This is a genomic window from Poseidonibacter lekithochrous, assembly GCF_018861145.1.
Taxonomy (GTDB): Bacteria; Campylobacterota; Campylobacteria; order Campylobacterales; family Arcobacteraceae; genus Poseidonibacter; species Poseidonibacter lekithochrous_A.
Genome location: NZ_JAHKQT010000013.1, coordinates 78,729 through 103,225, shown reverse-complemented (window position 1 = coordinate 103,225; position 24,497 = coordinate 78,729). Strand labels below are relative to the sequence as shown.

The following is a 24,497-nucleotide window of genomic DNA, read 5'->3' as shown; positions in this document are numbered from 1 at the left end:
TTATAAAATCTATTTATTTTCTAATCTAACTCTTACAGATTTTGCATGAGCTGTTAAACCTTCAGTATCAGCAAGTAACGCACAAGCTTCACCTAGTTCATCAATTGCATTTTTTGAAAAATTGATAATTGAACTTTTTTTCATAAAATTTTCTACATTTAATGGGCTATAAAATTTAGCCGTACTTCCAGTAGGAAGAGTATGATTTGGTCCTGCTATATAATCACCAATAGGTTCAGGAGTATTTTCACCTAAGAAAATAGCACCTGCATGCTTAATATATGGTAATAATTCAAAAGCATTTGCTGTCATTACTTCTAAGTGTTCTGGAGCAATTTCATTCATAAGTTCAAGTGCTTCATCCATAGTAGAAGTTACAATAATCACACCTCTATTTTCAATAGAAGTTCTAGCAATCGTTTCACGTTCTAAAGTTTTAAGATAGTTTTCTACCTCATCACTAGTTTCTTGTGCAATAGCAGCATCTGTTGTAATTAAAATTGAACTAGCCATTTCATCATGCTCAGCTTGTGATAATAAATCAATTGCTAAGTACTTAGGTTTTGCTGTACTATCAGCTAAAATCCCAATCTCTGAAGGACCTGCAATCATATCAATATTTACTTCACCAAATACTAACTTTTTAGCAGTTGCTACAAAAATATTTCCAGGACCTGTAATAACATCAACTTTTGGAATTGTTTGCGTTCCATAAGCCATTGCAGCAATTGCAGAAGCACCACCTACTTTAAAAGCTTTTTTAATTCCACAAAGGTGACAAGCTGCAAGCAATAATTCGTTTACTTCATTATCAGGAGTTGGAGTACATACTACTATTTCATCAACACCAGCAACGATTGCAGGAATTGCATTCATTAAAAGTGAACTAGGATAGGCAGCTTTTCCACCAGGAATATAAAGCCCTGCTCTATCAACTGCGCTTACTTTTTGTCCTAATATAGTTCCATTTTTTTCAAAATCAATCCAAGATTTTGGAAGTTGTTTTTCATGATACATTTTAATTCTATCGTATGCTGTATGTAAAGCTGCTCTTAATTTTTCATCAATATTTTCATAAGCTGCTTTCATATCATCACATGAAATCATTAAATCATCATCATTTTTCACTTCCCACTTGTCAAACTTTTCAATATGTTTTTTAAGCGCAGTATTTCCCTCTTCAACAATTTCATCAATAATGTTCATAACTATTGATGAAACACCTTTTATATCACTTTTTGCTCGTGCTAATATTCCATCAAACTCTTCTTTAAAGTTTGAATCTTGTGTATTTATAATCTTCATTTAAATTTGTCCTAGTATCTCATTAACAATATCTTCTATAGATTTTTTCTCAACATCTACAATGATGTCTGATACTTTCTCATAGTCACTTATTCTTGAATCATAAAGTTTTATTGCTTCATCTAAATTTTGAAGTAATGGCCTTTTCTTTAGTTTAGTTTTTGCATTTGGACAGTCATTAATTCTGTCTAAGATTCCTTGAAAAGATGATTTTAAATAGACTACCTTTCCAATATTATTTATATTTTCTTGCTTATAAAATCCACCACCAGTTGAAATAATTGTATTTAATACATTCTTTTCTAACCAAATAGCAGTCTTTTTTTCTAAATTTCTAAAATATGCTTCACCTTCTGTAGCAAAAATTTTCTTTATTTTTCGATTTTCCATACTTTCAATTAAATCATCAGTATCTATTGCAAACATCGAAGAGTTTTTTACTAATCCTCTTGCAATTGTACCTTTACCAACACCCATAAAACCTATTAATATTATATTGTTCTTTTTCATAGTCAGAGATTATATCTAAACTTAAATAAAAGAGTATAAAAAGGATTCTTAACTTAGATATTAAAGTTAAGCATTATTTCGAAAAGTGCGCCTTTATACTCTTTATTATTAAAAGTAAATTCATCATTTTTTACAAGTAAAGTACCTTTCATATGATTAACAATAATTTCTCTTGACATATAAAGTCCAATTCCTGTACCCTGGCTTTTATGTTTTGTAGTAAAATATGGTTCAAATAATCTGTTTATAATATCTTCTTTAATTCCACCAGCATTATCTTTGATTGAAATATAAGCAAGGTCATTTTGTTTTTTCACTTCAATTATAATTACTTTTTCATCTAAATTTGACTGAATTAATTCATCTTTAGCATTATTACAAATATTTATAATTACTTGAGTAAATTCATTTTCATATCCATAAATATCAATATCTTCACTATTAAGTACTATTTCAATATTTTTATTCTTTAACTGTACTTCTAAAAGATTAAGCGCTTTGTTTATAGTTTTTTCTAAATTAAAAAGAACAACTTTTTTATTTGGATTAAAAAAGTCTGTAAAATCTTCAATTGTTTGAGATAAATATTTAGTAGATTTAGTGATATCATCCATTGATTTAAAAAGATCTTCATCATCTAATATATCCATTTCTTTTTTAAATTTTACACCACTTGAAAGCATAGAAATAGAACTTAAAGGTTGTCGCCATTGGTGTGCAATATTTTGCAACATTTCTCCCATTGCAGCCATTTTTGAGTGCTGTGCGTATACACTATCTTTTTTTCTATTCTCATTTATATGAGATAATACTTCTTTTTTATATTTTGAAAATTGTTTTTTTAAAACTCTTGAAATATAAAAAGATAAGAGTATAAATATCAATATTACAAAAATACTTAAAATAAGAAAATTGATAATACCGTTTTTATTCTTATTTTTTATTTCTTTTTCTTTTTCTGTAATCTGATTTTCAAGTTCATCAGTATAGAAACCTGTTGCAATTGTCCATTTCCAAGGTTCAAAACCTTTGACATAAGTTATCTTTTTAGCAGGCATCTTTGTATCTGGTTTTATTGTTCCAATATAAGATATAAAACCCGAACCACTTTTCGCTGTATTAATAATCTCTTTTGTAATCATAAAGCCATTACTATCTTTTAAGTTTATTCTATTTATACCAACATACGATTTTTCTACATGTGATAAATACTTTCCATTATAATCGGTAATAAAGACATAACCATTCTTCGAATATTTTAGATTTTGAACATATTTAAGTACTTTTTCCTTAACTTCATCTTCATAATCATCAATATAATCACCCGTTCCAATGAATAAATTATAAGGTTTGAATTCTTTTATTATTCCGATTTTCTTTTTTTGTTTTTTTCTGTCATTTGGTTTATACCAATGCCATTCATAAAAAGGCTCTTCTTTTGTTTCAAGTAAAGTAACTATTTCTTGTATTGTCTTCTTACCTTTTGCATCTTTATGATTCCAAAAGTTATTTCCCTCCATCTGTGATTGAGGTGGCAACATTATATTTTTTCCACTTTTCTCGAATATAAAAAAATATGCTCTATTTTGATTAAAACGATAATGTCTTAATGCATCTTTTATTCTTTCTAAAATTTGTTCTTTTGATTCAGTTTTTTTATATTTTTCATAGATATAAGTCATTATTTCATGTGCAGATAGAAGTTTAGATTTTAGTAGAGATTTAAGTTGTAATTCACTATTTTCTTTTTCATAGAGTATGTAATCATGAATTTTATTAACTTCTAACGTTATTTTATTTTTATTATTGTTTAAAAATGTTTTTCTTAATTGTTCAATATCTTTTTTATATTCTGTATTTTTATCTAGAAAAATCAAATAAGTAATCAGTATTGAGAAAAAACTAAAAACAAGTACTGGTATATATTTGATGAATTTTAATATTTTAGTTTCATGTTTTGATAGCATCATAATCCATAATTTTTAAGTTATTTTATCATATTTATATTTATATCTTTGTAACATTGAGATATTACCTAATAATCCACCTTGGTGAATATATAATATAGTAGATTTTGAGTTATCAAAGTATTTATTTACACACAACCAGCCTTTTGAATCATATAATAAATCAAACTCTATATCTGTTTGTTTCTTTAGTTCTTTATGTATTTCATAAAATTCTTTGTAAGGTTTTCCAAAATGATATTTTTTCTCTAAACTTAAAATTTTAGGGTGATTTTCTTTTTCTAGAAATGAAAATTGTTTTTCTAAATACTCTTCATCTCCTACACAAGCACATGTTATTACCTCAAAAGGTAAATACTTTTGTAAATAAAGCGCAGTTGTACCTGTTCCTGATGGTAAAAAAATCTTTAAATCTTTAATATTTGCATCTACTGCCCAGTTTATTATTTCGTCCGCTAATATTTTTATTCCGTATGCTGCTTCTTTTAAAGCTCCTCCTTCAGGAATAACTAAAGTATTTTTATCTTTATTTTGAAATAGTTCTTCGGGAATTTGTTTTTCAATTATACTCATACCATTTTTTAAAGCTTCTTTATAATTCCCAACAGGATTTGTTTTTATAAATGGAGCAATATGATCAACATAATAATCAAATTCCCAATTTTTTAATTTGCAAAGAACTGATAAAGAATACATAGCATTCGATTGGCTTGAACCAGAAGATATAACTTTTGTAATATTGTCAAAATCATTTTTTAGAAAATAAAAAAACTTTCTAGCTTTATTTCCTGAAAAATCTTTATGAAGCAAATCATCTCTTTTTATAAAAACTTCTTGATTATTAAAAGTGATTTTTTGTATTGGGGAGTTTGTGTAATCCATTTATGATAATATCATTTATTTACAAAAAAAAGAATAAGAAAAACAGAGAATTAATCTCTGTTCTTCAGCTAATGATTTGATTTGAGAAGGTATAAATCACCAGTTAGTAGGACAATCAATACATTTATCCATATACACACTACTAAAATTAGCATAATGTATTCTTGCCCCGCTTAAGGTTGCTTTATATAATGAAGAATTAGGTATTTTAGTTTCTTGTAAATTTGCATTAGTTAAGTTTGAATTGGAAAAATCTACTCTCGTCATCCATGCAGCCTCAAAGTTTACTGCAACTAAATTACAATTTTTCATACTAGAACCACTCATTCTTGCAAAGTTTAAATTGGCTCCATGAAAAGAAGAGCCATCATATTTACCACCTTGACCAAAAAGTGCCCAGGCATTTACTGCTTCAAAGTTTGCATTAAAAGCATGTGAAGCTTTTATATTTGTATGTCTCATATCTGCTCTAGCTAAGTTTGCATTATCTAAATTTACATGAGACATATCTGCTTGCTTCAATATTGAGTGCCTTAAGTTTGCTTTTTTAAAGTTTGCTTTTTTTAGTTTTGCTTGAGTAAAATTAGTTCCATCTAAAATAGCACCTTCAAAATTTGCTTCTTCAAAATTAGAATTTTGTAAATCTAAATTTGAAAGATCTTGATAGCTAAGATCAACTTTAGGACAACTTGTTTTAGGTTCAAGTTTACATCCATTAATCGTTGGATAAATATTATCACTATAACTATAACAAAATAATGCTAGTAATATTAAAACCGCTTTTTTCATTTTTGCCTCTTTTAAGTAGATAGTTAAAACTATCTACTTTTTTAAAAATTTATTTTTTTAATTTAAATACCCAAAAAGATCCACCTTGTGAAACCGTTTTAGTTAATTTAGCCATATCTCCACCCCATAATGGTACAGCTCCACCGTATCCACTAGCAAGTCCAATATATTGTTCTCCATCTTCTTCCCAAGTAATAGGACAAGAAATAACACCTGATCCAGTTTGGAATTTAAATAATTCTTCTCCAGTTTTTGCATCAAATGCTTTTAAATAACCATCACTAGTTCCCGTAAATATTAATCCACCTTTAGTAGCTAATACACCTGACCATAATGGTAACTCTTCTTTATGTGACCAAACAATTTCACCTTTTATAGGATCAACTGCTCTTAAAATACCAACATGGTCATCATAAGTTCGTTTAATACTAAACCCTTGACCTAAATAAGCTGCACCTTTATTGTATGCAATTGGTGTAGTCCAATATTCTTCTTCCCAGTGATTTGCTCCAAGATAGAATAAACCAGTATCTTGACTGTATGCCATTGGATTCCAATTTTTACCACCTAGGAATGGAGGAGCAACATTAATTGACTCACCTTTTAATTCACCTTCTTTTGGTAAAGGAGGATATTGTTTAGGGTCAACTACTGGTCTACCAGTTTTTTTATCTATATGACTTGCCCAAGTAATCTTATCAACAAAAGGGAATGCTCTAATAAATCTTCTTGATTGATCATCTCTTTGTTTTTTAGCTAAAGGCATTTCTGATCTATCAATTACATAAAAGAAACCATTTCTATCTGCATGAGCAGTTGCTTTAACAGTTTTCCCATTATCTTGATATTCAAATAATACTAACTCATTATTTCCTGAGAAATCCCAACCATCATTTGGTGTGTGTTGATAGAACCATTTAATATTTCCAGTACTTGGATCAATACCAATTTGTCCTGAAGTATATAAACTATCCCAATCTCTTGGATCCCCACCATCTGCAGTTCTTTCCCATGTATTCCAAGGAGCTGGATTACCTGTACCAATTATAATAGTGTTTGTTTCAGCATCAAAACTTGCACTTTGCCAAGGAGCACCACCACCATGACTCCAAGAAGTTTTCTTACCAGTTTCATTATTAGGATCATTTGGCCAAGAAGGAGCTTTTGGATCACCTGAAGGAGTTGATTTTTTACCATCTAATCTACCGTAATGTCCTTCAACAAGTGGTCTCATCCAAACTTCTTTACCCGTATCTGGGTCTAATGCAAAAAGTTTACCAATTACACCAAATTCATCTCCTGATGAACCATGAATTAGAAGTACTTTACCAGTTTTTTTATCTTTAATAAGAGTCGGAGCACCTGTCATTGTATAACCATCTTCATAACCTTTATTAGGTCTATCAGCATAACCGAATTTTTTCTTCCAAACAACTTTTCCTGTATCTTTATTTAATGCAACCATTCCTGCATCTAAAGTTCCAAAAAATACTTTATCTCCAAAAATTGCAGCTCCTCTATTAATAACATCACAACAAGGACGAATCCCAGCAGGCAATCTATGTTCATATTGCCATATTCTTTTACCAGTTTTTGCATCTAATGCAAAAATCCTAGAATAAGAACCAGTAACATATATAATTCCATCATGAACTAAAGCTTGTGATTCTTGTCCTCTTTGTTTTTCACCACCAAATGAATAATTCCAAGCAGGAACTAAATCTTTAATACTTTTAGTATTGATTTGCTCAAGAGTAGAATACCTTTGCGCTTTTGGACCCATACCATACATTAAAACATTTTCAGGTGTTTTCTGATCATTAAGAATATCTTCCCATGAAACTTTTTTAGTTGATGTACTTGAAAAAGCTGAGTTAACACTCAAAAAACTAAGTAATGTTACAACTGCAGTTTTTTTTAACAAATTGTACTTCATTTTACACACTCCCATATTATTAAATTATTATCTTATTTATTTAAACAGACATTAACTGGTCCAATTAAGATAACTAGCAAAAATGATACAATGATTATATAGCATAAGTTTAGCAAAAATTATTATTTAATAATAAAGTACCTTTTTATGGGCTTTACAATAACAAATATCATTCTCAATAACTAATTATTTATTTAATTTGACTAGAAAAAAGAGAAAATTAGTTTAATTAATTAAATAAATTAACGTATTTTCAATATAAATCTATATACTATCTATTAACAAAAGTTATGTACAATTACAAAAAACTAATGAGGTTTCTATGATATTAATGGACTATATTGAGAAAGGTGGAATAATCGTATATATTTTAATTGCATTAAATGCAATTGGTTTTACTATTATTCTTTGGAAGTTTTTCACTCTTCCTAGAAAAAATGCAATGATAAAAAGAATCAAAAATAAAACTGATTTAGAATCAAATTCAAGTATAATCTCGCAAATTGAATATGAAGTAAAGAAACTAGAGTCAGGACTTACTTATATTAAAAATATTGCTACAATAGCACCACTTTTAGGATTATTAGGAACAGTAATAGGTGTATATAAATCCTTTGAAGCAATAACAGCAAATGGGTTAGGTGATCCTACTATTTTCTCAAATGGCATTGCAATTGCTCTAATTACTACTATTACAGGATTAATAGTTGCCATTCCCCATCATATTGCTTATAATCACTTTATTTTTATGATTGATGCTATAGAACTAAAAGCTAAAAAAGAGATAGTAGGTTCAAAGTAACATGAGAAGTAGTAAATAATATGAAAAGAAGAGAAGCTTTAGGATTAGATTTAACACCTATTATTGATGTTGTATTTATTTTGCTAATATTTTTTATTGTAAGTTCTGTATTTAAAAAAGATGAATTAGCATTAATCCTTGATTTACCAAGCTCAAGTGCTAAAGAAATGAAAATAGATAAAGATCAGGTATTTATAGAATTAAGCTCTGAGAAACTGGCAATTAAAGGTATTGAAGTATCTTTTGATTCTTTAGAAGATAATTTAAAAGTAATTGAAAATAAAAATAAATCAGTAATAGTAAGAATTGATAAAAAAGTGGAGTATCAAAGAGTTGTAAGAGTATTAGACTTACTTCAAAAATATAATCTAACTAATTTAGCATTAGTTACAAACGAAGAAAAGTAGAAACTTAATTCTACTTCTTTTTATTTCTTTTCATTCTCATCTAATTGTGCATATTCTTCGTCAGTGAAGATTCTAGATTTTGTAACAAACTGATATCCTAAATCTATTTCTAAAGAGAAAGAATTACCAAAAGCAGCTTTTTCTTCTTTTACATCAACTGTAATATGTGAGTGTCTAAAGTATTCAAATTGGTCTTTATCTATAAAAAAATCACAACCACAAAGAACGCCTAGTTTTATATTTCGTGAAGGCACATAAAAATCACCTTTTGCATAACACATAGGAGCAGTTCCATCACAGCAACCACCACTTTGGTTAAATACTAATTCACCATGTTCGGCTTTAAGTTTCTCTACAACCTCTGCTGCTGCAGGAGTAATAGCTACTCTTTCAATACTCATAATAAATCCTTTTAATTTTTATCATTCAAAATATGTAAAAATTCCAAAAAAAAATGCATAGAAGTAAACTTCTATGCATTAATTATAACTCTACTAAGCTTTGAGTCTAAAAGAATCCCATAGCATCTTTTGAGTATGAAGTTAAAATATTTTTTGTATGTCTGTAAGAGTTTAACATCATCATATGTGTTTCTCTACCAATACCTGATTTTTTGTATCCACCAAATGATGCATGAGATGGGTACATGTGGTAACAATTTACCCAAACTCTACCAGCTTCAATTCCTCTTGAGAATTTATGTAATTGGTGTGCATCTCTTGACCATACACCTGAACCTAATCCGTAGATAGTGTCATTTGCAATTTCAAGTGCTTCTTCTTCAGTTTTAAAAGTTGTAACTGCTAAAACAGGTCCAAAAATTTCTTCTTGGAATACTCTCATTTTGTTGTGACCTTTGAAGATTGTAGGTTTAATATAGTTTCCATTTGGATAAGTTTTATTATCATAAGCTTCTCCACCAATTAAACATTCAGCACCTTCATCTTTACCGATTTTGATATACTCAAGAATCTTTTGTTTTTGAGAAACTGAACACTGAGCACCCATTTTAGTTGTAGGATCTAATGGATTTTCTTGTGTAATAGCTTCAATTCTTTCTAAACATCTTTTCATAAATGGTTCATAAATTGATTCTTGAATTAATGCTCTTGATGGACAAGTACAAACTTCTCCTGAGTTAAATGCAAATAATACAAGACCTTCAATTGCTTTATCAAAGAATTCATCATCTTTATCCATGATTGATTCTAAGAAGATGTTTGGTGATTTACCACCAAGTTCTAATGTAGAAGGAATAATATTTTCAGTTGCATATTGCATAATTAACTGACCAGTAGTAGTTTCACCTGTAAATCCAACTTTTTTGATATCTGGATGAGTTGATAAATGTTTACCAATTTTTCCACCAGCACCGTTAATAACATTAACAAGACCTTTTGGAAGAACATCTTTAATTGTTTCCATTAAAATTAAAATTGACATTGGAGTTGCAGATGCAGGTTTTAATACAACAGTATTACCAGCAGCTAAAGCCGGTGCAATTTTCCATGCAGCCATTAATAATGGGAAATTCCATGGAATAATTTGTGCAACAACACCTAAAGGTTCGTGAATTTCTTGAGAAATAGTATTTTCATCTAAATCCGAAACATCACCAGATTCACCTCTAATTACAGAAGCAAAGTATCTAAAGTGGTCAACAACCAAAGGAACATCAGCTGCTAAAGTTTCTCTAACTGCTTTACCATTATCTAAAGTTTCTGCAATTGCAATTGCTTCTAAGTTAGCTTCAATTGCATCTGCAACTTTATTTAACATTGTTGATCTTTCAATTACTGAAGAATGCTTAAAAGTTTGGAAAGCTTCTAATCCAGCTGCTACTGCGGCATCTACATCTGCTTCGTTTGATCTTGGAATTCTTGTAAGAACTTCTCCATCAACAGGTGATAGATTATCAAAGTATTCTCCACTTAGAGGTGCAACCCACTCTCCGCCGATAAAGTTTTCAAATTGTTCTTGATATTGAGGTTTAGTATATGCCATTTTATAGTCCTTTTATTTGTTTAATTTATGAAAAAACATCTTCTTTATAAAAAAGATTGTTTTTCGCTTGATGAAATTCTACATGACTAGTATAGCATGAATTTAGCATTTGTATAGCATGAATATAGCGATGCGTTTTTTTGTTACAATTTCCCTATTTTTCGAGCTTTTCAAAGGTTTTTTTTCTTTAATTTTTTTATTTTATATGCTACAATATTTCATGAAAACATTTAACTATACATATAACAACAACGCATTAGATACCTTAATTGATTTTAATTCCTTAAAAAAAGAAGAAAATATATTAATTCAAATATTTTGTGGAGATAAAAAATCCGTTTTAAAGGAAATAGTTTCTACATTATTAGATGAGTTACCTCAAGCTATTTGTATTGGTTCATCTACAGATGGAGAAATTAATAATAGTCAAATAACTACTTGTAAAACTATTATTTCTATATCTATATTTGAAAATACAAAATTAAAGACTACCTTTGTTAGAAGAAAAGATTCTTTTAGTAATGGTGTAGACTTAGCAAATGAACTTTGTACTAAAGATACCAAACTACTTATTACATTTAGTGATGGAGATAAAACAAATGGTGAATCCTTTTTAAAAGGTATTCAATCTGTAAATAACAAAGTTATAGTAACAGGGGGAATGGCAGGAGATAATGCAAACTTTACGCAAACCTTTGTATCTTCTCAAAATCAAATACTTGTAAAAGGTGCAGTGGGTGTTGCTTTGGATTCTAAAATATTAAAAGTAAACAATGCCTATAATTTTAATTGGTCACCAATTGGTATTGAGCATACTATTGAAAAAGTAGTAGATAATAGAGTTTATCAAATATCAGGAATGAAACCTTTAGACTTTTATGAAAAATATTTAGGGGAATATGTAGCAAAAGCTCTTCCAGCTACGGGTATTGAATTTCCATTAATTGCACAAAGAAATAACCTTCCTGTAGCACGCGCTGTTATACAAAAGCATAAAGATGGAAGTTTAAGTTTTGCAGGAAACTTATATAAAGGAGATAAAGTAAAACTAGGCTTTGGTAATGTTGAACTTATTATGAATAATCCTTTAGAATCTTTATTTGACACTTCTAACATAAAAGATACACAATCTTTTTTTATATATTCATGTATGGCAAGAAGAAGATATATGCCAAGTATGGTTGATATTGAAATAAAGCCATTTTCACTAATTGCCCCTACTTCTGGTTTTTTTACTTATGGTGAGTTTTATCATGATAATGGAAATAATGAGTTATTAAATCAAACATTTACAATTGTTGCATTAAGTGAATTAGAAAATATTAAGAATATTAAAAAGGTTTCTTGTGAATTAGAAAAAGACACACAACCTATAAGTGAACATGCAAGAAGTCTACAGGCTCTAACACATTTAATACAACAATCATCAGAAGATTATGACAAACAATCAAAAGAGTTAGAAGAAGGTAAAGTTTATGCACAAAATTTAGTTGATTCTCAAAAGCAGTTTTTAAAACATGCTGTTCATGAAACAAATACACCCTTATCAATTATAATGGGAAATATTGAAATGTATGAAATGGAAAATGGGAAAAATAAGCACTTATCAAATATAGAAGTTGCTATGAAAAACATTTCTAGCATATATGATGATTTATCTTATTTAATAAAAAAGAATCAAGTCAATGAAGCAACACATGAGATTAACTTAGTAGATTTTGTAAGAAGTAGAATTGATTTCTTTACACAATCTGCAATAAAATTTAAATGTGAATTTGATTTTTCCGCACAAAGAAAAGAGATTTTATTAGATTTTAATGAAATTAAACTTCAAAGAATAGTTGATAACAATCTTACAAATGCAATTAAATATTCCCTCCCAAATGAAACAATAGTAGTTAAGCTAAATATCATGAATCATGATTGTCATTTAATAATAGAAAGTCGTTCAAAACAGATACTAGATCAGCAAAAAATATTTGAAGAATATTATAGAGAACAAATCAATGACCAAGAAGGCTTTGGTCTTGGATTAAACTTAGTAAAACGTATTTGTAGTGAAGAAAATGTTGGAATACAATTAGCATCTGGTGAAAACTGGGCGTCATTTACATATATATTTAAGGAAATAAAATGAAAATATTACTATTAGAAGATGATTCAATGTTAAATGAGATGATAAGTGAATACTTAGCATCAACAGGACATGTAGTAAAAAGTACAACTACAGGACAAGAGTGTATGGAAGTATTAGAAAAAGAAAAGTTCGACTTACTTATTTTAGATATTAATTTACCTGATATTAATGGTTTCACTGTACTAGAAACTTTACATGAACAAAAAAGAATGGTTCCTACTATTTATATTTCTGCTCTAATTGAAATAGAAGATATTTCAAGAGCCTTTGATATTGGATGTCATGATTATTTAAAAAAGCCTTTTCATTTAAAAGAATTAACAATAAGAATAAATAAAATTTTAAAAACAACAATTGTTCCCCAAAAACATAAAAGATTATCAAAAAACTACTCTTATGACAGTGAAACTATGACATTATTATTTAATAATGAACCACAAATTCTTCCAAAAAGACAAATACAAATTATCGAACTACTTGCACATAACAGAAGTTTAGTAGTTCAATATGATATGTTTAGAAACTATGTTTGGAATGATGATTTTATTGATAATGCTACTATTAGAGCTGAAGTAAATCGAGTTAAAAAAGTTCTAAAAGAAGATTTTATCAAAAATATTAGAGGTAGTGGATATATGGTTGAAAGACCTAATTAAAACTTATATTCCATAAGTTTTAATTATCTAATATCATATAAAAATAAAATCACAAACCCCTTTAAATAGGATATATTTTATCTTATTTCATAAGTAAAACTTATAGAATATTAAACTTCTTTTAATAATTTTTATCCTAAAATTTTATATTCATTAAAAGGAGACAACAATGAAATTAGTAAACGCGTTAACAATATGTGTGTTAGGTACAGGTTCTTTATTTGCATCATCATTAATACAAAAAGCATCAGAAAATGGCATGATGCCAATTCCTGCTGATAAAGCAGAATTAATGAAGTTAATTAATGATAAGAATGATCCAATTACTAAAGAGAAAGTTGAACTTGGTAAAAAATTATATTTTGATCCAAGACTTTCAAAGAGTGGAATAATCTCATGTAATACTTGTCATAATGTTGGACTTGGTGGAGCAGATGGAATTCCAGCTGCAATTGGTCATGGTTGGACTGCTAATCCTCATCACTTAAATTCACCAACTGTATATAACTCTGTATTTTTTAAAGCGCAATTTTGGGATGGACGAAGTCCTCACTTAGCTGATCAAGCAAAAGGTCCTATTGAAGCTGGTCCAGAAATGGCTGCACCAGCTTCACTTGTTGAACAAAGAATAAACTCAATTCCTGAGTATGTGAATGAATTCCAAAATGCATATGGAAAAAATGTAAAAATTGATTTTACAAAAATTACTGAAACAATAGCTACTTTTGAAAAGATTCTAGTTACTCCATCACCATTTGATGATTATTTAAATGGTAATGAAAACGCTTTAACAAAAGAAGAAAAAGCAGGATTAAACACTTTTATAGATAAAGGCTGTGCTTCTTGTCATAATGGAATTGCACTTGGTGGAACAATGCAACCTTTTGAATTAGCTGCAAAGTATAAATTTGCAAGTGTAGGTGATTTTAAAGGTAATGCACAAGGGATGGTAAAAACTCCAACTCTAAGAAATATTACTGAGACTGCTCCATATTTCCATAATGGACAAATTTGGTCTTTAAGTGAAGCTGTACAAGAAATGGGTTCTGTACAATTAGGAATTGCAATTTCTGATGAAGAAGCTGCTTCAATTGTAACTTTCTTAAAAACAGTAAAAGGTAGAAAACCAGATATCTCATATCCTCAACTACCAGAATCTACTAAGGATACTTCAAAACCAGCATTTGATTAAAAATATAAAGCTTAAGATAAATTAATTTTTATCTTAAGCTTCTTCTTTAAATATTTTATTTTTTAAAAACTAATCGAAACATAAAAACTAATATCAAACTCATCATCTTCACTTAAATAATTATTCTTCTTGTATTCTGTATAAGAAGGTTTTGTAGTTGTTTCATATTCACTATTTGGAAGCCATTCATGATAAACCCAATGAATAAATTTTAGTGCATCTCCTTTTTTCCCTTTTAAATCAAATCTTGCATAAACTCCTTTTGCAATATAAAAGTTTGGTAATCTATCGCTTGTTATCTCCTCATTTTCATCTGGAACTATACAAGCGATATATTGACATTCATTTAAAGGAGTAATTGTAGGATTATCATGAAAAAGAGCAATTTGCTTATATGATTTTATATTATTACTCAAAACCCAAGTATATAATTTTTGCCATGTATTTGTGATATTTATGTTATAACCTCTATTTCTAATATAAAAACTTTTTAATGCTGGCATTTTTACAATAGTAGGTTTAATATTAGAAAAATCTGCTGTTGAATTCATTGCTATTAAAGATTGTTTTAAAATCTTATTTGAATAATTTTTATATCCTCCAGTTCTCCACTGCTTTGGTGTTTGTTCAAACCTTTCTTTAAAAATCTTTATAAAAGATGATTGAGACGAATATCCACATATATTTGCTATATTAGAAATTGTCGATAATTTATTTGTCAAAAGTAAATTTGAGGCTTTTTGTAGTCTTATTGATTTGATACTTTCATATATATTTCTTCCAAAAGCTTCTTTAAAAATACGATGCATATGGAATTTACTTACATGTAAATCTATACTCAACTCTTCGATATCAATATCTGTATCAATATGAGTATAAATATAGTACATAATATTATTTGCTATTTTAGTTCTTTTTTTAAGAGTTTCTTTCTTCATAAAAAATTATAGCATAAATGAACCATAAAATTAGCACTAATAAACAATAAATATAGCACAAGTAAAGAAGAAATATTTTTCTTTAAATCCTATAATATGAGACTTTAAATATTTAGAGGGATTTTATATGTATCAAGATAAGCAATTTCAATTAGCACTAAATCAATGTAAAACTATAAATTTAAAAAAATTAAAAATTGATACTTTTCTACTTGTTATACATTTTTTGCTAAAAGACTATAAAAGAATTGATCCAGATAAAACTCCTGACCCTATGACAATATGTGCAAGTAAAGATGAAATTCTGTTTATAAACAATAGTGTTGAAAACTTAAAAAACTATCTTGAAAACAATATTATTATAAGTGACACATTATTTAGTATATTTAAAGAGCAGAATAAATCTCTAATTTTTGATCAACTCTCACGAAATCTTGAACCTATGAAAATATACTATAAACATCTAATAAATACTTTTTCAAGTAGATTAAAAAATGGTTCAGATTGGATTCCTGAACTTCTAGCTTTTAGTTTAATTTACAATTATAAAAAAGAGCATAATAAATCTTTCTTATCATATCCAGAACTTGAAAAATTACCAATTGAAAAAATTGTAAATATATATAATAAAAACAATTTAGAACTAAAAAAAAGAATCTCAGAGAAAAGTGGACTTTCTGTATGGAAAATCAAAACAAATATTGATGAGATGTATGATGTTTCTGAACTAATGGTTATAAAATATTTAAATTACACTTATAAAATAAATACAGCTAGAAAATCAAAAATTAGAGATAAAAGAAAGAAACATTAAAATATTTGTTTCTTTCTATTTTTGTTACTTAGTTTATTTAGATAATTCTAAAGAATTCTTTCTATTTCTATACCATATTTTTGCATCTGTAGTACCTAAACTCTCTTTTACTTTATCCGTAACTACATGATGAAATTCTGATTTAGAGCAAACAGGATCAGCTTCATTCATATCTCCTGTTAAAGCAAAGGCTTGACATCTACATCCACCAAAATCTTTCTCTTTTTCATCACATGTTGCACAAGTTGGATTCATCCAGCTATCACCTCTAAAATAATTAAAAGCGTGAGATTCATTCCATATTTGCTCAATTGAGAAATCTTTTACATTAGGAAATTCTAAAGGTAATGTATTTGCAGTATTACATGGAAGGGCAACACCATCTGGATTGATAGTTAAAAATGTAGTTCCCCATCCATTCATACAGGCTTTTGGCCGATCTGCAAAATAATCAGGCACCACAAAAAATACTTTCATAGCTTTTTCTTTGCTTCTGTAAAAATCAGTTACTTTTTTGGCCTCATCAAGTTGTTCTTGAGTTGGAAGTAAGGCATTTATATTTTTTAAAGCCCATCCATAATACTGAATATTTGCAATTTCAAGATAATTTCCACCTAGTTCATCTGCAAACTCGATAATCTCACCTACTTGATGAATATTTTGTCTAGTAATACAAGTATTAATAATAAGCTGTAATCCTGCAGCTTTTACTTCTTTTGCAAAAGCAATTTTTTCATCATATGATTTTTTATTATTTGTAATCAAAGTCATTGTATTTCTATCATGAGATTGAATTCCAAGTTGCACAGTTTTAAGTCCTGCATCTTTCAGTTTTTGTACTATTCCTTTTGGAGCTCCAACACCTGAAGTTATAAGGTTTGTATAAAACTTTTTATTGTTTGCATACTCTACAATTTGAACAAGGTCTTTGTTTAATAATGGCTCGCCACCTGAAATTCCTAATTGAACAGCACCCATATCTCTTGCTTCATCCATTACTCTAAACCAATCGTCTTTACTCATAACATCTTTTGTATTTGTAAAGTCTAATTGATTATAACAGTATGCACATTCTAAGGGACATTTATGAGTTAACTCTAATAATATCCATAATGGCGGTTTTATTTCACTAGTCATTGTAAATTACCCACTTTCTATTCATTGCATCTATAAGAAATTCTTTTATATCATTTAATAAACCTACAAGATTAAACTTCTCTTCTAAGATATTTGTAATATCAATTGTAGTATTTTTTCCATCACAAAGATTCATAATTTCGCCTGCAGTTTGACTTAATTGAACCATTCCTTCTGGATATAACAATACAAAACAATCTTGTTTTTCTTCCCATTGCAATTGAAAGTGCGAATTAATCGCAAGTGATTTTTCTAGTTGCATTACAATCCTTAATGTTAAAATATGGTGGTCTTTTTAATTCATATGCTAAATATAAAGCATCACACATTGTCCATAGAATATCTAATTTAAACTGTAATATTTCACAAGCTCTATTTTGTAATTCTGCTGTATCAAATTCAACTAAAGTCATCGAAAGTCCATGTTGAACATCACGTCTTGCTTCACTTAATCTTTTTTGAAAATATTTTAATCCATCTTGTTCAATCCATGGATAATTTTTAGGCCAAGTATCTAATCTTTGTTGATGAATTTGAGGAGCAAACATTTCAGTTAAAGATGACATCGCAGCTTCTTTCCAAGGAGCTCTTCTTGCAAAATTTACATAGGCATCAACGGCAAATCTAACTGCTGGAAGTACAAATTTATGAGAAAGTAAGTCCTCTTTTTTTAAACCAACTGCAACTCCTAAATCAAGCCAAGCTTCAATTCCTCCACCAACACTATCATGGTCTAAAATTCTATCAACCCATTTTCTTCTATCTTCAATAGGAGGATTATTAGACATAATCGCAGCATCTTTAATAGGAATTGCACATTGATAATAAAATCTATTAGCAACCCAACCTTGAATCTCTTCTTTAGTACAAGTACCTTCATACATTCTTACATGAAAAGGATGATGAATATGATACATAGAACCCATATCTTTTAGTTTTTTTTCAAAATCTTCTTTATTTAATAATTCACTCATGTTTATTTCCTTTTCTTTCTTATATTTCAATACTCATACCATCATATGAAATTTCAATTCCATGAGATATAAGTTCTTTATATTCGTCATTTGCTTCATCTAAAATAGGGTTTGTATTATTAATATGTATTAATATTTTTCGTGGTTTTTCTAAAGTATCTAATACTTTGATAAGCCCACTTTCTCCATTTAAAGGAATATGTCCCATATCCGTTCCTAGTTTTTTTGAAAAGTTACCTTTTATCATTTCATCATTTGTCCATAAAGTCCCTTCAATTAATAAAACATCAGCTTTCTTCATTTCTTCAAAAACATGGTCTTCTAAAACTCCAAGACCTGGTAAATAAAATAGCCTTTTGCCAGTATTTTTATTAACTACTGTAATTCCTATATTATCACCTTTTCTAGGCTTATCTCTATATGCAGAATAAGGTGGTGCATTTGAAATTAAAGCATGTGCATAAAATTCATAAGATGGCATAACAGGAATTTCAAACTTTGTTGTACTATCTGGAAGAATTTCATTCCATTTAGTACCTCCTCCATCCCAATGTTGTAACATCTTAAATAAAGGAAAAGAAGTATTAAGCTCTTCATTTACTTCTTTAGTACAATACACTTCATGAGGACAGCCTTCTCTTAACATTAGAAGTCCTGTTGTATGGTCTATTTGCCCATCATTAAAAACTATAGCTTTTATTTTAGTTTCTCTTTTTTGTTTTGGATGTAAAAAAGGAGAATTATGTATTTGCTCTAAAATATCAGGTGATGTGTTAAATAAAACCCAGTTTTCACCATCTTCACTAACTGTTATTGAAGATTGTGTTCTTCTTTTAATCGTTTTTTTACCTTCTCTATAACCTCTACAGTTATCGCAGTTACAATTAAATTGAGGAAGACCTCCTCCTGCACCTGAGCCTAAAACTTGAATTTTCAAAATAAATCCTTTATTTTTTCATTAAAATAAGCTCTCATAAAAAAGCTCATTTAAATGAAAAAAAGATTAAAGCCTAAGCTCTAATCTTTTAAATCTTAAATGAAATTATACTGTACAAATGTACATTGTAACTTCAAATCCAAATCTGTTATCTACATAAGTTGGTTTTTTCCATTCCATAATCGGCTCCTTTCATCAAGATTTATAATAATCTATTTTGATTTATGTAATTTAAATACGTGAACTGATCCACCTTGATTTAAATACTTAACAGTTTTTGCAACTTCACCACCCCATAAAGGAACAGCTCCACCCCAACCTGCAACGATTGCAATGTATTGTTCACCATCTTGTTTCCAAGTAATAGGAGAACCTACAATTCCAGTACCAACATTAAACTTCCAAAGGATTTCACCAGTTTGGTCATCAAATGCTAAGAATTTACCTTCAGGAGTTCCTGTAAATACAAGTCCACCACCAGTTGTTAAAACTCCACCCCATAATGGTGCGTTGTTTTTATAAGTCCATTTAATTTCACCAGTTTTTGGATCAACAGCTTTTAAAGCTCCAATATGATCTTCAAATGTTGGTTTAATTGTAAATCCAGCACCTAAGTAAGCTGCACCTTTTTTATATGCAACAGGTTTATTCCAAATATCCATTCCCCATTCATTTGCAGGAACATAGAATAATCCAGTATCTTGTGAGAATGCCATTGGATTCCAGTTTTTACCACCTAAGAAAGATGGAGTTGAATAAACAGTTTTACCTTGTTTATCAGCACTTGGTTTACCAGGTCTATTATCTTCATTTACAATTGGACGACCGTTTTTATCCATACCTTTTGCCCAAGTAACATTTTCTACAAAAGGAACTGATCTAATATATTTTCCAGTAACTCTATCTAATACATAGAAGAAACCATTTTTATCTGCAGTTGCACCTGCTTTTACCATTTTACCATTTTTGTCTTTGTACTCAAAAGCTACAAATTCAGAAATACCATCATAATCCCAACCATCATTTGGAGTTGTTTGGAAATGCCAAACAATTTTTCCAGTATCAGGATTAATTGCTACTCTTGAAGCAGAGTATAAGTTATCACCTGGTCTATCATGTGAATTCCAAGGAGAAGGATTCCCTGTTGGAACATAAATTAAATCTGCATCTGGATCATAAGTAACACCATTCCAAGGAGCAGCACCACCATGTTTCCATAAATCACCTGGCCATGTAGCATTTGTTTGCCCAGTAATTCCATTATCTTTACCATTTAAAGTACCCATATGACCTTCAACCATTGGTCGAGTCCATACAATTTCACCTGTTAATGGATTTCTTGCATCTAATTGTCCTACAACACCAAATTCACCACCTGAATTTCCAGTGATTAATAAACCTTTAACAATTAAAGGTGCTGCTGTATAAGAGTAACCATCTTTATAATTAGCAATTTTCTTTTTCCATTTAACTTTACCAGTTTTTCTATCAAGTGCAACTAATTTTGCATCTAATGTACCAAAAATAACAAGATTTTCATATAATGCTGGACCTCTATTTATTACATCACAACATGGTAAAATAGCACCTGGAAGTCTTGCATCGTATTGCCAAATTTCATCACCAGTTGCTATATCAATAGCATACATTCTAGAATAAGAAGCAGTTACATACATAACTCCATCTTTAACTAAAGGTTGAGCTTCTTGTCCTCTTTGTTTTTCACCACCAAATGAAAAATTCCATACTGGAACTAAATCTTTAATAGTTTTTTTGTTAATCTCTTTCAAAGATGAATATCTTTGACCTTTTTGACCTAAACCATATGTTACAACATCTTCAACAGTTTTAGCATCATTAGCAATATCTGCATCTGTTACAGGTGCAAACCCTGCACTAGCAGATAATGAACTTACTGCACTAGCACTTAATAGTGTAGATAATGTAATTTTAGCTACGTTATTAAGAAATTTATTCTTTCCCATACCTTCTCCTTTGTTTAATTACTCAAGCAACGATTTGTTGTCTTAATGAAAGTATACATGAGAAATATAGCTTGAATATAGGTATAAAAAAAAGTCTTAAATTCAGATAATTTAAAGACTTATCTTTTTAATACATTCTTAGTGTTATAGCCTATAAATGCGAGGCTTAGAGTGATTATAAAGATAGCGATTATAATTAAAAAAGAATTTAACTCAAATCTTAAATAAAGTGTAAATCTTACAAATTCTACTATATATGTGAATGGATTTAGTACACAAACTTGGTATAAAAACAAGCTTGAATCTTTAATTTTCCATAAAGGATATAAAGCAGAAGATAAAAAGAACATTGGAAAGATTACAAAGTTCATAACTGAAGCAAAATTTTCAAGTTGTTTTATAACTGAGGAGATAAATAAAGCAAAGGCATTTAAAATAATTGAGGTAAATAAAATTGCAGGAATTGCTAGTAAATATCCTAATAAAGGAATTTCTACACCATAAAAATATGCAATAATTAAAAATACAATAGCTTGGATTGTAGATACAATAGCCGTTGCAAACATTTTACAAAAAAGTAAGTAAGATCTTGAGATATTTGAAGTTAAAAGAATTTTCATACTTCCCATTTCTCTATCAAAAATCATAGCAAGAGAACTTTGCATACCATTAAAAAGTAAAATCATTCCAATTAAACCTGGAACAATATATGTTTCATAAGTAATATATGTTTCATAAGGAGGGATAATTGCAAGACCTAAAGCGGATCTAAAACCAACAGAGAAAATAAATAGCCATAAAAGTGGTCGAACAAGAGCTGAGAAAAATCTACTTTTTTGTTTTATAAAACGAAGTAATTCTTTATAAATAATTCCAAGGGCACAATAATATAATTTTCTCATTTTACTACTTTCATTTTTTACTTTGTTAAGTATTCAAAAACTTCTGTTAATGAATCTTTATTATTTTCTTTTATCACATCTTTTACAATTCCATTAGCAATTATTTCGCCTTTTTTGATAATTGCAACATCATCTTCATCATCAACTTCATCAAAAAGGTGAGTAATCCATAAAACAGAAATTCCTCTTTTTTTAACAATATCTTTTACATAAGAAATGATTGAGTATCTACTTTTTACATCAAGTCCTGAAGTTGCTTCATCAAGTAAGATTAGTTTTGGATTGTCAATTAAAGCTCTTAATATTTCTACTCTTCTTCTATGTCCACCATTTAAAGATCTAACTTTTACATCTAGTTTTTCTTCTAATTCTAGTGTTTTTAGCTCTTCTTGAATTGAAGCCATTGTTTCTTTAAATGAGATCCCTTTTAAAGAACCATAAAAGATTAGATTTTGTCTCACTGTTAAATCTAAGTCTAATGTTGGTTCTTGAAAAACAATACCAATATTTGCTAAGGCTTTTTTATAGTTTGAAATAGGAAATGAATTTATAAATATATCTCCCTCTTGGAGTTTAAGTAATCTTGTTATTAAAGCAAAAAGAGTGGATTTTCCTGCACCATTTAGTCCCAAAAGGACTAAAAATGATGCCTGTTTTATATTTAGATTTATATTTTTTAAAACTAAGTCTTTGTCATATTTATAAGAAATATTTTTTATTTCAAGCTGATTTTTCATTTACCCTACTTTGTCGGTTTTACTGCTATTCCCCATGGGAATCTTCCTACTTTAATTGTCTTTTCGACTTTTAAAGAATCTACATCAATAATTGATACATCTCCACTAACACCGTTTGTAGTATATAGTTTTGTTTCATTATTTGCTAAGTCTAATTGCCAAACTCTTTTTCCAACTAATAAATACTTAATAACTTTATAAGTTTTTGCATCTACAACTGCTACATGATTTGCAGGTCCAAGCGCTACAAAAGCATACTTACCATCAGATGTAAGTTTAATACCAACTGGCTGAATTTTATCTTTATAAACTCCTGGAATTTTAAAAGATATTTTTGAAATAGCTTCTTTAGTTTTTGTATCAAGAATAATCACAGTACCACCAATTTCACTTGATGCCCAAACTTTATCTCCAGTTTTTGAAAACTCAATATGTCTAGGTCTTTCATCAACTAAGGTATTATGAATAATCTCTTTAGTTTTAGTATCAATCCAATGCAAGAAATTTGATGTTTCAGATGAATTAATAGCTACAGTTCCATCTGGACTTACAGCCATACCTTCAGGTTCAATACCCACTTCAATTTGTTTAATAACAGTTTTATTAACAGTATCTACAACTGTTACAATACCATCATCTTCATTTGAAATATAAAGTTCTTTACCATTTGGGTGTAAAGAAAACTGTTCTGGATCTTCTCCTGAAGGAAGATTATACAAAATTTTCCCAGTTTTTGTATCCATAGCTTGTACAGTATCATCATCACTTGCACATATATATAATTTTGAATAATCACTTGTAAGTGTAATTCCTCTTGGTCTTTGACCAACTTCATAAGTTTTTATAACTTTTTGAGTATTTGAATCAATTACAGAAATAGTATTGTCTTTTTCATTTGAAACAAATATTGTATCCGCAAATAAGCACGAACCTAAAATAGTAACTAATCCAATTTTTTTTAACATTTTTTATCTCCTTTAATATTTTATATTATTCAACAATAAAAGTAGCTCGTTCTCTATCACTTTTTGCTGTAGGAAGACCTAATGTATAAGTACCTGGTTTAATTGGTATAAATGTAAGCTCAATAGCACCTTCATCATCAAATTCAAAACTATCTATTCCTAAGGGTCTTACTTCAATGTCATTAATAGATACTTGATTTACCCAAATATTTCTAAAAAAATTAGCGCCTACAATAGGTACTTCTCTTGAACCATCACTTTTAATAATAAGCTTGTAGTATTTTCCTGCTTCTAATTTATAAGGTTCAGTAGCTAATGGTTCACCTGCACTAATATTAATAGGTGATAATGTTGTTCTTGAATGTAATAAACCTTTTAAGTTCTTTGCAAAAGCAAACTCCCCTGTTAAAAATAGCATAATTACAAACATTGCAATCTTTTTCATATCTTCTCCTTAATTTTTTGATTCTAAAATTGTAGTAAATGATTATAGCCTGAGTTTAGCAATATATACATATGCT

General features: G+C 28.8%; 25 protein-coding genes. 6 read left to right on the top strand and 19 right to left on the bottom strand.

The window, feature by feature from the left end; genetic code table 11:
* Window positions 1–9: 9 nt before the first annotated feature.
* From hisD to KO488_RS05380, 6 genes are all read right to left on the bottom strand, one after another.
* Window positions 10–1,305, bottom strand: a complete 1,296-nt coding sequence (hisD, locus tag KO488_RS05405) for a histidinol dehydrogenase (RefSeq protein WP_216057771.1) — start codon at window positions 1,303–1,305, stop codon at window positions 10–12.
* Window positions 1,306–1,815: a shikimate kinase gene (locus KO488_RS05400; RefSeq protein ID WP_228319021.1), complete on the bottom strand. Its 510-nt coding sequence runs from the start codon at window positions 1,813–1,815 to the stop codon at window positions 1,306–1,308.
* 53 nt (window positions 1,816–1,868) lie between these two features.
* A complete protein-coding gene (locus KO488_RS05395; protein ID WP_216057770.1) occupies window positions 1,869–3,782 on the bottom strand; it encodes a cache domain-containing protein in 1,914 nt (637 codons plus the stop codon).
* A gap of 15 nt (window positions 3,783–3,797) precedes the next feature.
* On the bottom strand, window positions 3,798–4,664 hold the full coding sequence (locus KO488_RS05390) for a 1-aminocyclopropane-1-carboxylate deaminase (RefSeq protein WP_216057769.1): 867 nt from the start codon (window positions 4,662–4,664) through the stop codon (window positions 3,798–3,800).
* A 96-nt stretch (window positions 4,665–4,760) separates the two neighbouring features.
* Window positions 4,761–5,453: a pentapeptide repeat-containing protein gene (locus KO488_RS05385; RefSeq protein WP_216057768.1), complete on the bottom strand. Its 693-nt coding sequence runs from the start codon at window positions 5,451–5,453 to the stop codon at window positions 4,761–4,763.
* Window positions 5,454–5,502: 49 nt separating this feature from the next.
* A complete protein-coding gene (locus KO488_RS05380) occupies window positions 5,503–7,389 on the bottom strand; it encodes a methanol/ethanol family PQQ-dependent dehydrogenase (protein ID WP_323134178.1) in 1,887 nt (628 codons plus the stop codon).
* A gap of 322 nt (window positions 7,390–7,711) precedes the next feature.
* Between KO488_RS05380 and KO488_RS05375 the strand changes: the two genes are divergently transcribed.
* Window positions 7,712–8,191, top strand: coding sequence for a MotA/TolQ/ExbB proton channel family protein (locus KO488_RS05375; RefSeq protein WP_216057766.1), 480 nt, complete (start codon window positions 7,712–7,714; stop codon window positions 8,189–8,191).
* A 20-nt stretch (window positions 8,192–8,211) separates the two neighbouring features.
* Window positions 8,212–8,598, top strand: coding sequence for an ExbD/TolR family protein (locus KO488_RS05370; protein WP_216057765.1), 387 nt, complete (start codon window positions 8,212–8,214; stop codon window positions 8,596–8,598).
* A 20-nt stretch (window positions 8,599–8,618) separates the two neighbouring features.
* Here the strand turns inward: KO488_RS05370 and KO488_RS05365 are convergent, their stop codons facing one another.
* Together KO488_RS05365 and KO488_RS05360 are read right to left on the bottom strand one after the other, a co-directional pair.
* Window positions 8,619–8,999 (bottom strand): DUF779 domain-containing protein, encoded by a 381-nt coding sequence (locus KO488_RS05365; RefSeq protein WP_216057764.1) that lies wholly within the window; start codon window positions 8,997–8,999, stop codon window positions 8,619–8,621.
* Between the two features lie 106 nt (window positions 9,000–9,105).
* Entirely contained in the window at window positions 9,106–10,602 is a 1,497-nt protein-coding gene (locus tag KO488_RS05360) for an aldehyde dehydrogenase family protein (RefSeq protein WP_216057763.1), read from the bottom strand.
* Between the two features lie 220 nt (window positions 10,603–10,822).
* Here KO488_RS05360 and KO488_RS05355 point away from each other — a divergent pair, with 220 nt between their 5' ends.
* The 3 genes from KO488_RS05355 (at window position 10,823) to KO488_RS05345 (ending at window position 14,587) form a co-directional block, all read left to right on the top strand.
* Window positions 10,823–12,739: an FIST N-terminal domain-containing protein gene (locus KO488_RS05355; protein ID WP_216057762.1), complete on the top strand. Its 1,917-nt coding sequence runs from the start codon at window positions 10,823–10,825 to the stop codon at window positions 12,737–12,739.
* On the top strand, window positions 12,736–13,395 hold the full coding sequence (locus tag KO488_RS05350; protein WP_216057761.1) for a response regulator transcription factor: 660 nt from the start codon (window positions 12,736–12,738) through the stop codon (window positions 13,393–13,395). Before KO488_RS05355 ends, KO488_RS05350 begins: the two co-directional genes overlap by 4 nt.
* 169 nt (window positions 13,396–13,564) lie before the next feature.
* On the top strand, window positions 13,565–14,587 hold the full coding sequence (locus KO488_RS05345) for a cytochrome-c peroxidase (protein WP_216057760.1): 1,023 nt from the start codon (window positions 13,565–13,567) through the stop codon (window positions 14,585–14,587).
* Window positions 14,588–14,649: 62 nt separating this feature from the next.
* Here KO488_RS05345 and KO488_RS05340 read toward each other — a convergent pair whose 3' ends face one another.
* Complete coding sequence (locus tag KO488_RS05340; protein WP_216057759.1) at window positions 14,650–15,525, bottom strand: AraC family transcriptional regulator; 876 nt, start codon at window positions 15,523–15,525, stop codon at window positions 14,650–14,652.
* A 127-nt stretch (window positions 15,526–15,652) separates the two neighbouring features.
* Here KO488_RS05340 and KO488_RS05335 point away from each other — a divergent pair, with 127 nt between their 5' ends.
* Complete coding sequence (locus tag KO488_RS05335; protein ID WP_216057758.1) at window positions 15,653–16,339, top strand: hypothetical protein; 687 nt, start codon at window positions 15,653–15,655, stop codon at window positions 16,337–16,339.
* A gap of 33 nt (window positions 16,340–16,372) precedes the next feature.
* On the opposite strand, the gene pqqE is transcribed toward KO488_RS05335, so the two are convergent.
* From pqqE to KO488_RS05285, 10 genes are all read right to left on the bottom strand, one after another.
* Window positions 16,373–17,476: a pyrroloquinoline quinone biosynthesis protein PqqE gene (gene pqqE / locus KO488_RS05330; protein WP_216057757.1), complete on the bottom strand. Its 1,104-nt coding sequence runs from the start codon at window positions 17,474–17,476 to the stop codon at window positions 16,373–16,375.
* A complete protein-coding gene (gene pqqD, locus KO488_RS05325) occupies window positions 17,469–17,738 on the bottom strand; it encodes a pyrroloquinoline quinone biosynthesis peptide chaperone PqqD (RefSeq protein ID WP_216057756.1) in 270 nt (89 codons plus the stop codon). Before pqqD ends, pqqE begins: the two co-directional genes overlap by 8 nt.
* The gene (gene pqqC, locus KO488_RS05320) at window positions 17,710–18,450 is read right to left on the bottom strand and encodes a pyrroloquinoline-quinone synthase PqqC (RefSeq protein ID WP_216057755.1); all 741 of its coding nucleotides are present in this window, start codon (window positions 18,448–18,450) and stop codon (window positions 17,710–17,712) included. Before pqqC ends, pqqD begins: the two co-directional genes overlap by 29 nt.
* Window positions 18,451–18,469: 19 nt before the next feature.
* Entirely contained in the window at window positions 18,470–19,387 is a 918-nt protein-coding gene (pqqB, locus tag KO488_RS05315) for a pyrroloquinoline quinone biosynthesis protein PqqB (RefSeq protein WP_216057754.1), read from the bottom strand.
* A 105-nt stretch (window positions 19,388–19,492) separates the two neighbouring features.
* Complete coding sequence (gene pqqA, locus KO488_RS05310; RefSeq protein ID WP_071626476.1) at window positions 19,493–19,567, bottom strand: pyrroloquinoline quinone precursor peptide PqqA; 75 nt, start codon at window positions 19,565–19,567, stop codon at window positions 19,493–19,495.
* Between the two features lie 32 nt (window positions 19,568–19,599).
* On the bottom strand, window positions 19,600–21,372 hold the full coding sequence (locus tag KO488_RS05305; RefSeq protein ID WP_216057753.1) for a PQQ-dependent methanol/ethanol family dehydrogenase: 1,773 nt from the start codon (window positions 21,370–21,372) through the stop codon (window positions 19,600–19,602).
* A 119-nt stretch (window positions 21,373–21,491) separates the two neighbouring features.
* Window positions 21,492–22,274, bottom strand: coding sequence for an ABC transporter permease (locus tag KO488_RS05300; RefSeq protein ID WP_216057752.1), 783 nt, complete (start codon window positions 22,272–22,274; stop codon window positions 21,492–21,494).
* Window positions 22,275–22,291: 17 nt separating this feature from the next.
* Window positions 22,292–23,011 (bottom strand): ATP-binding cassette domain-containing protein, encoded by a 720-nt coding sequence (locus KO488_RS05295; RefSeq protein ID WP_216057751.1) that lies wholly within the window; start codon window positions 23,009–23,011, stop codon window positions 22,292–22,294.
* Between the two features lie 5 nt (window positions 23,012–23,016).
* Window positions 23,017–23,976 (bottom strand): PQQ-dependent catabolism-associated beta-propeller protein, encoded by a 960-nt coding sequence (locus tag KO488_RS05290; RefSeq protein ID WP_216057750.1) that lies wholly within the window; start codon window positions 23,974–23,976, stop codon window positions 23,017–23,019.
* A 25-nt stretch (window positions 23,977–24,001) separates the two neighbouring features.
* A complete protein-coding gene (locus KO488_RS05285) occupies window positions 24,002–24,421 on the bottom strand; it encodes a hypothetical protein (protein ID WP_216057749.1) in 420 nt (139 codons plus the stop codon).
* Between the last annotated feature and the right edge of the window lie 76 nt (window positions 24,422–24,497).

What these genes read in the sequence shown, in the direction of transcription:
- KO488_RS05350 (WP_216057761.1), top strand. Translation starts at nt 12,736, where the DNA reads ATGAAAATATTACTATTAGAAGATGATTCAATGTTAAATGAGATGATA.
- KO488_RS05295 (WP_216057751.1), bottom strand. Translation starts at nt 23,011, where the DNA reads ATGAAAAATCAGCTTGAAATAAAAAATATTTCTTATAAATATGACAAA.
- KO488_RS05335 (WP_216057758.1), top strand. Translation starts at nt 15,653, where the DNA reads ATGTATCAAGATAAGCAATTTCAATTAGCACTAAATCAATGTAAAACT.
- KO488_RS05395 (WP_216057770.1), bottom strand. Translation starts at nt 3,782, where the DNA reads ATGCTATCAAAACATGAAACTAAAATATTAAAATTCATCAAATATATA.
- KO488_RS05305 (WP_216057753.1), bottom strand. Translation starts at nt 21,372, where the DNA reads ATGGGAAAGAATAAATTTCTTAATAACGTAGCTAAAATTACATTATCT.
- KO488_RS05370 (WP_216057765.1), top strand. Translation starts at nt 8,212, where the DNA reads ATGAAAAGAAGAGAAGCTTTAGGATTAGATTTAACACCTATTATTGAT.
- pqqE (WP_216057757.1), bottom strand. Translation starts at nt 17,476, where the DNA reads ATGACTAGTGAAATAAAACCGCCATTATGGATATTATTAGAGTTAACT.
- KO488_RS05380 (WP_323134178.1), bottom strand. Translation starts at nt 7,389, where the DNA reads ATGAAGTACAATTTGTTAAAAAAAACTGCAGTTGTAACATTACTTAGT.
- KO488_RS05290 (WP_216057750.1), bottom strand. Translation starts at nt 23,976, where the DNA reads ATGTTAAAAAAAATTGGATTAGTTACTATTTTAGGTTCGTGCTTATTT.
- hisD (WP_216057771.1), bottom strand. Translation starts at nt 1,305, where the DNA reads ATGAAGATTATAAATACACAAGATTCAAACTTTAAAGAAGAGTTTGAT.
- KO488_RS05360 (WP_216057763.1), bottom strand. Translation starts at nt 10,602, where the DNA reads ATGGCATATACTAAACCTCAATATCAAGAACAATTTGAAAACTTTATC.
- KO488_RS05285 (WP_216057749.1), bottom strand. Translation starts at nt 24,421, where the DNA reads ATGAAAAAGATTGCAATGTTTGTAATTATGCTATTTTTAACAGGGGAG.
- KO488_RS05390 (WP_216057769.1), bottom strand. Translation starts at nt 4,664, where the DNA reads ATGGATTACACAAACTCCCCAATACAAAAAATCACTTTTAATAATCAA.
- KO488_RS05365 (WP_216057764.1), bottom strand. Translation starts at nt 8,999, where the DNA reads ATGAGTATTGAAAGAGTAGCTATTACTCCTGCAGCAGCAGAGGTTGTA.
- KO488_RS05385 (WP_216057768.1), bottom strand. Translation starts at nt 5,453, where the DNA reads ATGAAAAAAGCGGTTTTAATATTACTAGCATTATTTTGTTATAGTTAT.
- KO488_RS05340 (WP_216057759.1), bottom strand. Translation starts at nt 15,525, where the DNA reads ATGAAGAAAGAAACTCTTAAAAAAAGAACTAAAATAGCAAATAATATT.
- KO488_RS05400 (WP_228319021.1), bottom strand. Translation starts at nt 1,815, where the DNA reads ATGAAAAAGAACAATATAATATTAATAGGTTTTATGGGTGTTGGTAAA.
- KO488_RS05355 (WP_216057762.1), top strand. Translation starts at nt 10,823, where the DNA reads ATGAAAACATTTAACTATACATATAACAACAACGCATTAGATACCTTA.
- KO488_RS05300 (WP_216057752.1), bottom strand. Translation starts at nt 22,274, where the DNA reads ATGAGAAAATTATATTATTGTGCCCTTGGAATTATTTATAAAGAATTA.
- KO488_RS05375 (WP_216057766.1), top strand. Translation starts at nt 7,712, where the DNA reads ATGATATTAATGGACTATATTGAGAAAGGTGGAATAATCGTATATATT.
- KO488_RS05345 (WP_216057760.1), top strand. Translation starts at nt 13,565, where the DNA reads ATGAAATTAGTAAACGCGTTAACAATATGTGTGTTAGGTACAGGTTCT.
- pqqD (WP_216057756.1), bottom strand. Translation starts at nt 17,738, where the DNA reads ATGCAACTAGAAAAATCACTTGCGATTAATTCGCACTTTCAATTGCAA.
- pqqC (WP_216057755.1), bottom strand. Translation starts at nt 18,450, where the DNA reads ATGAGTGAATTATTAAATAAAGAAGATTTTGAAAAAAAACTAAAAGAT.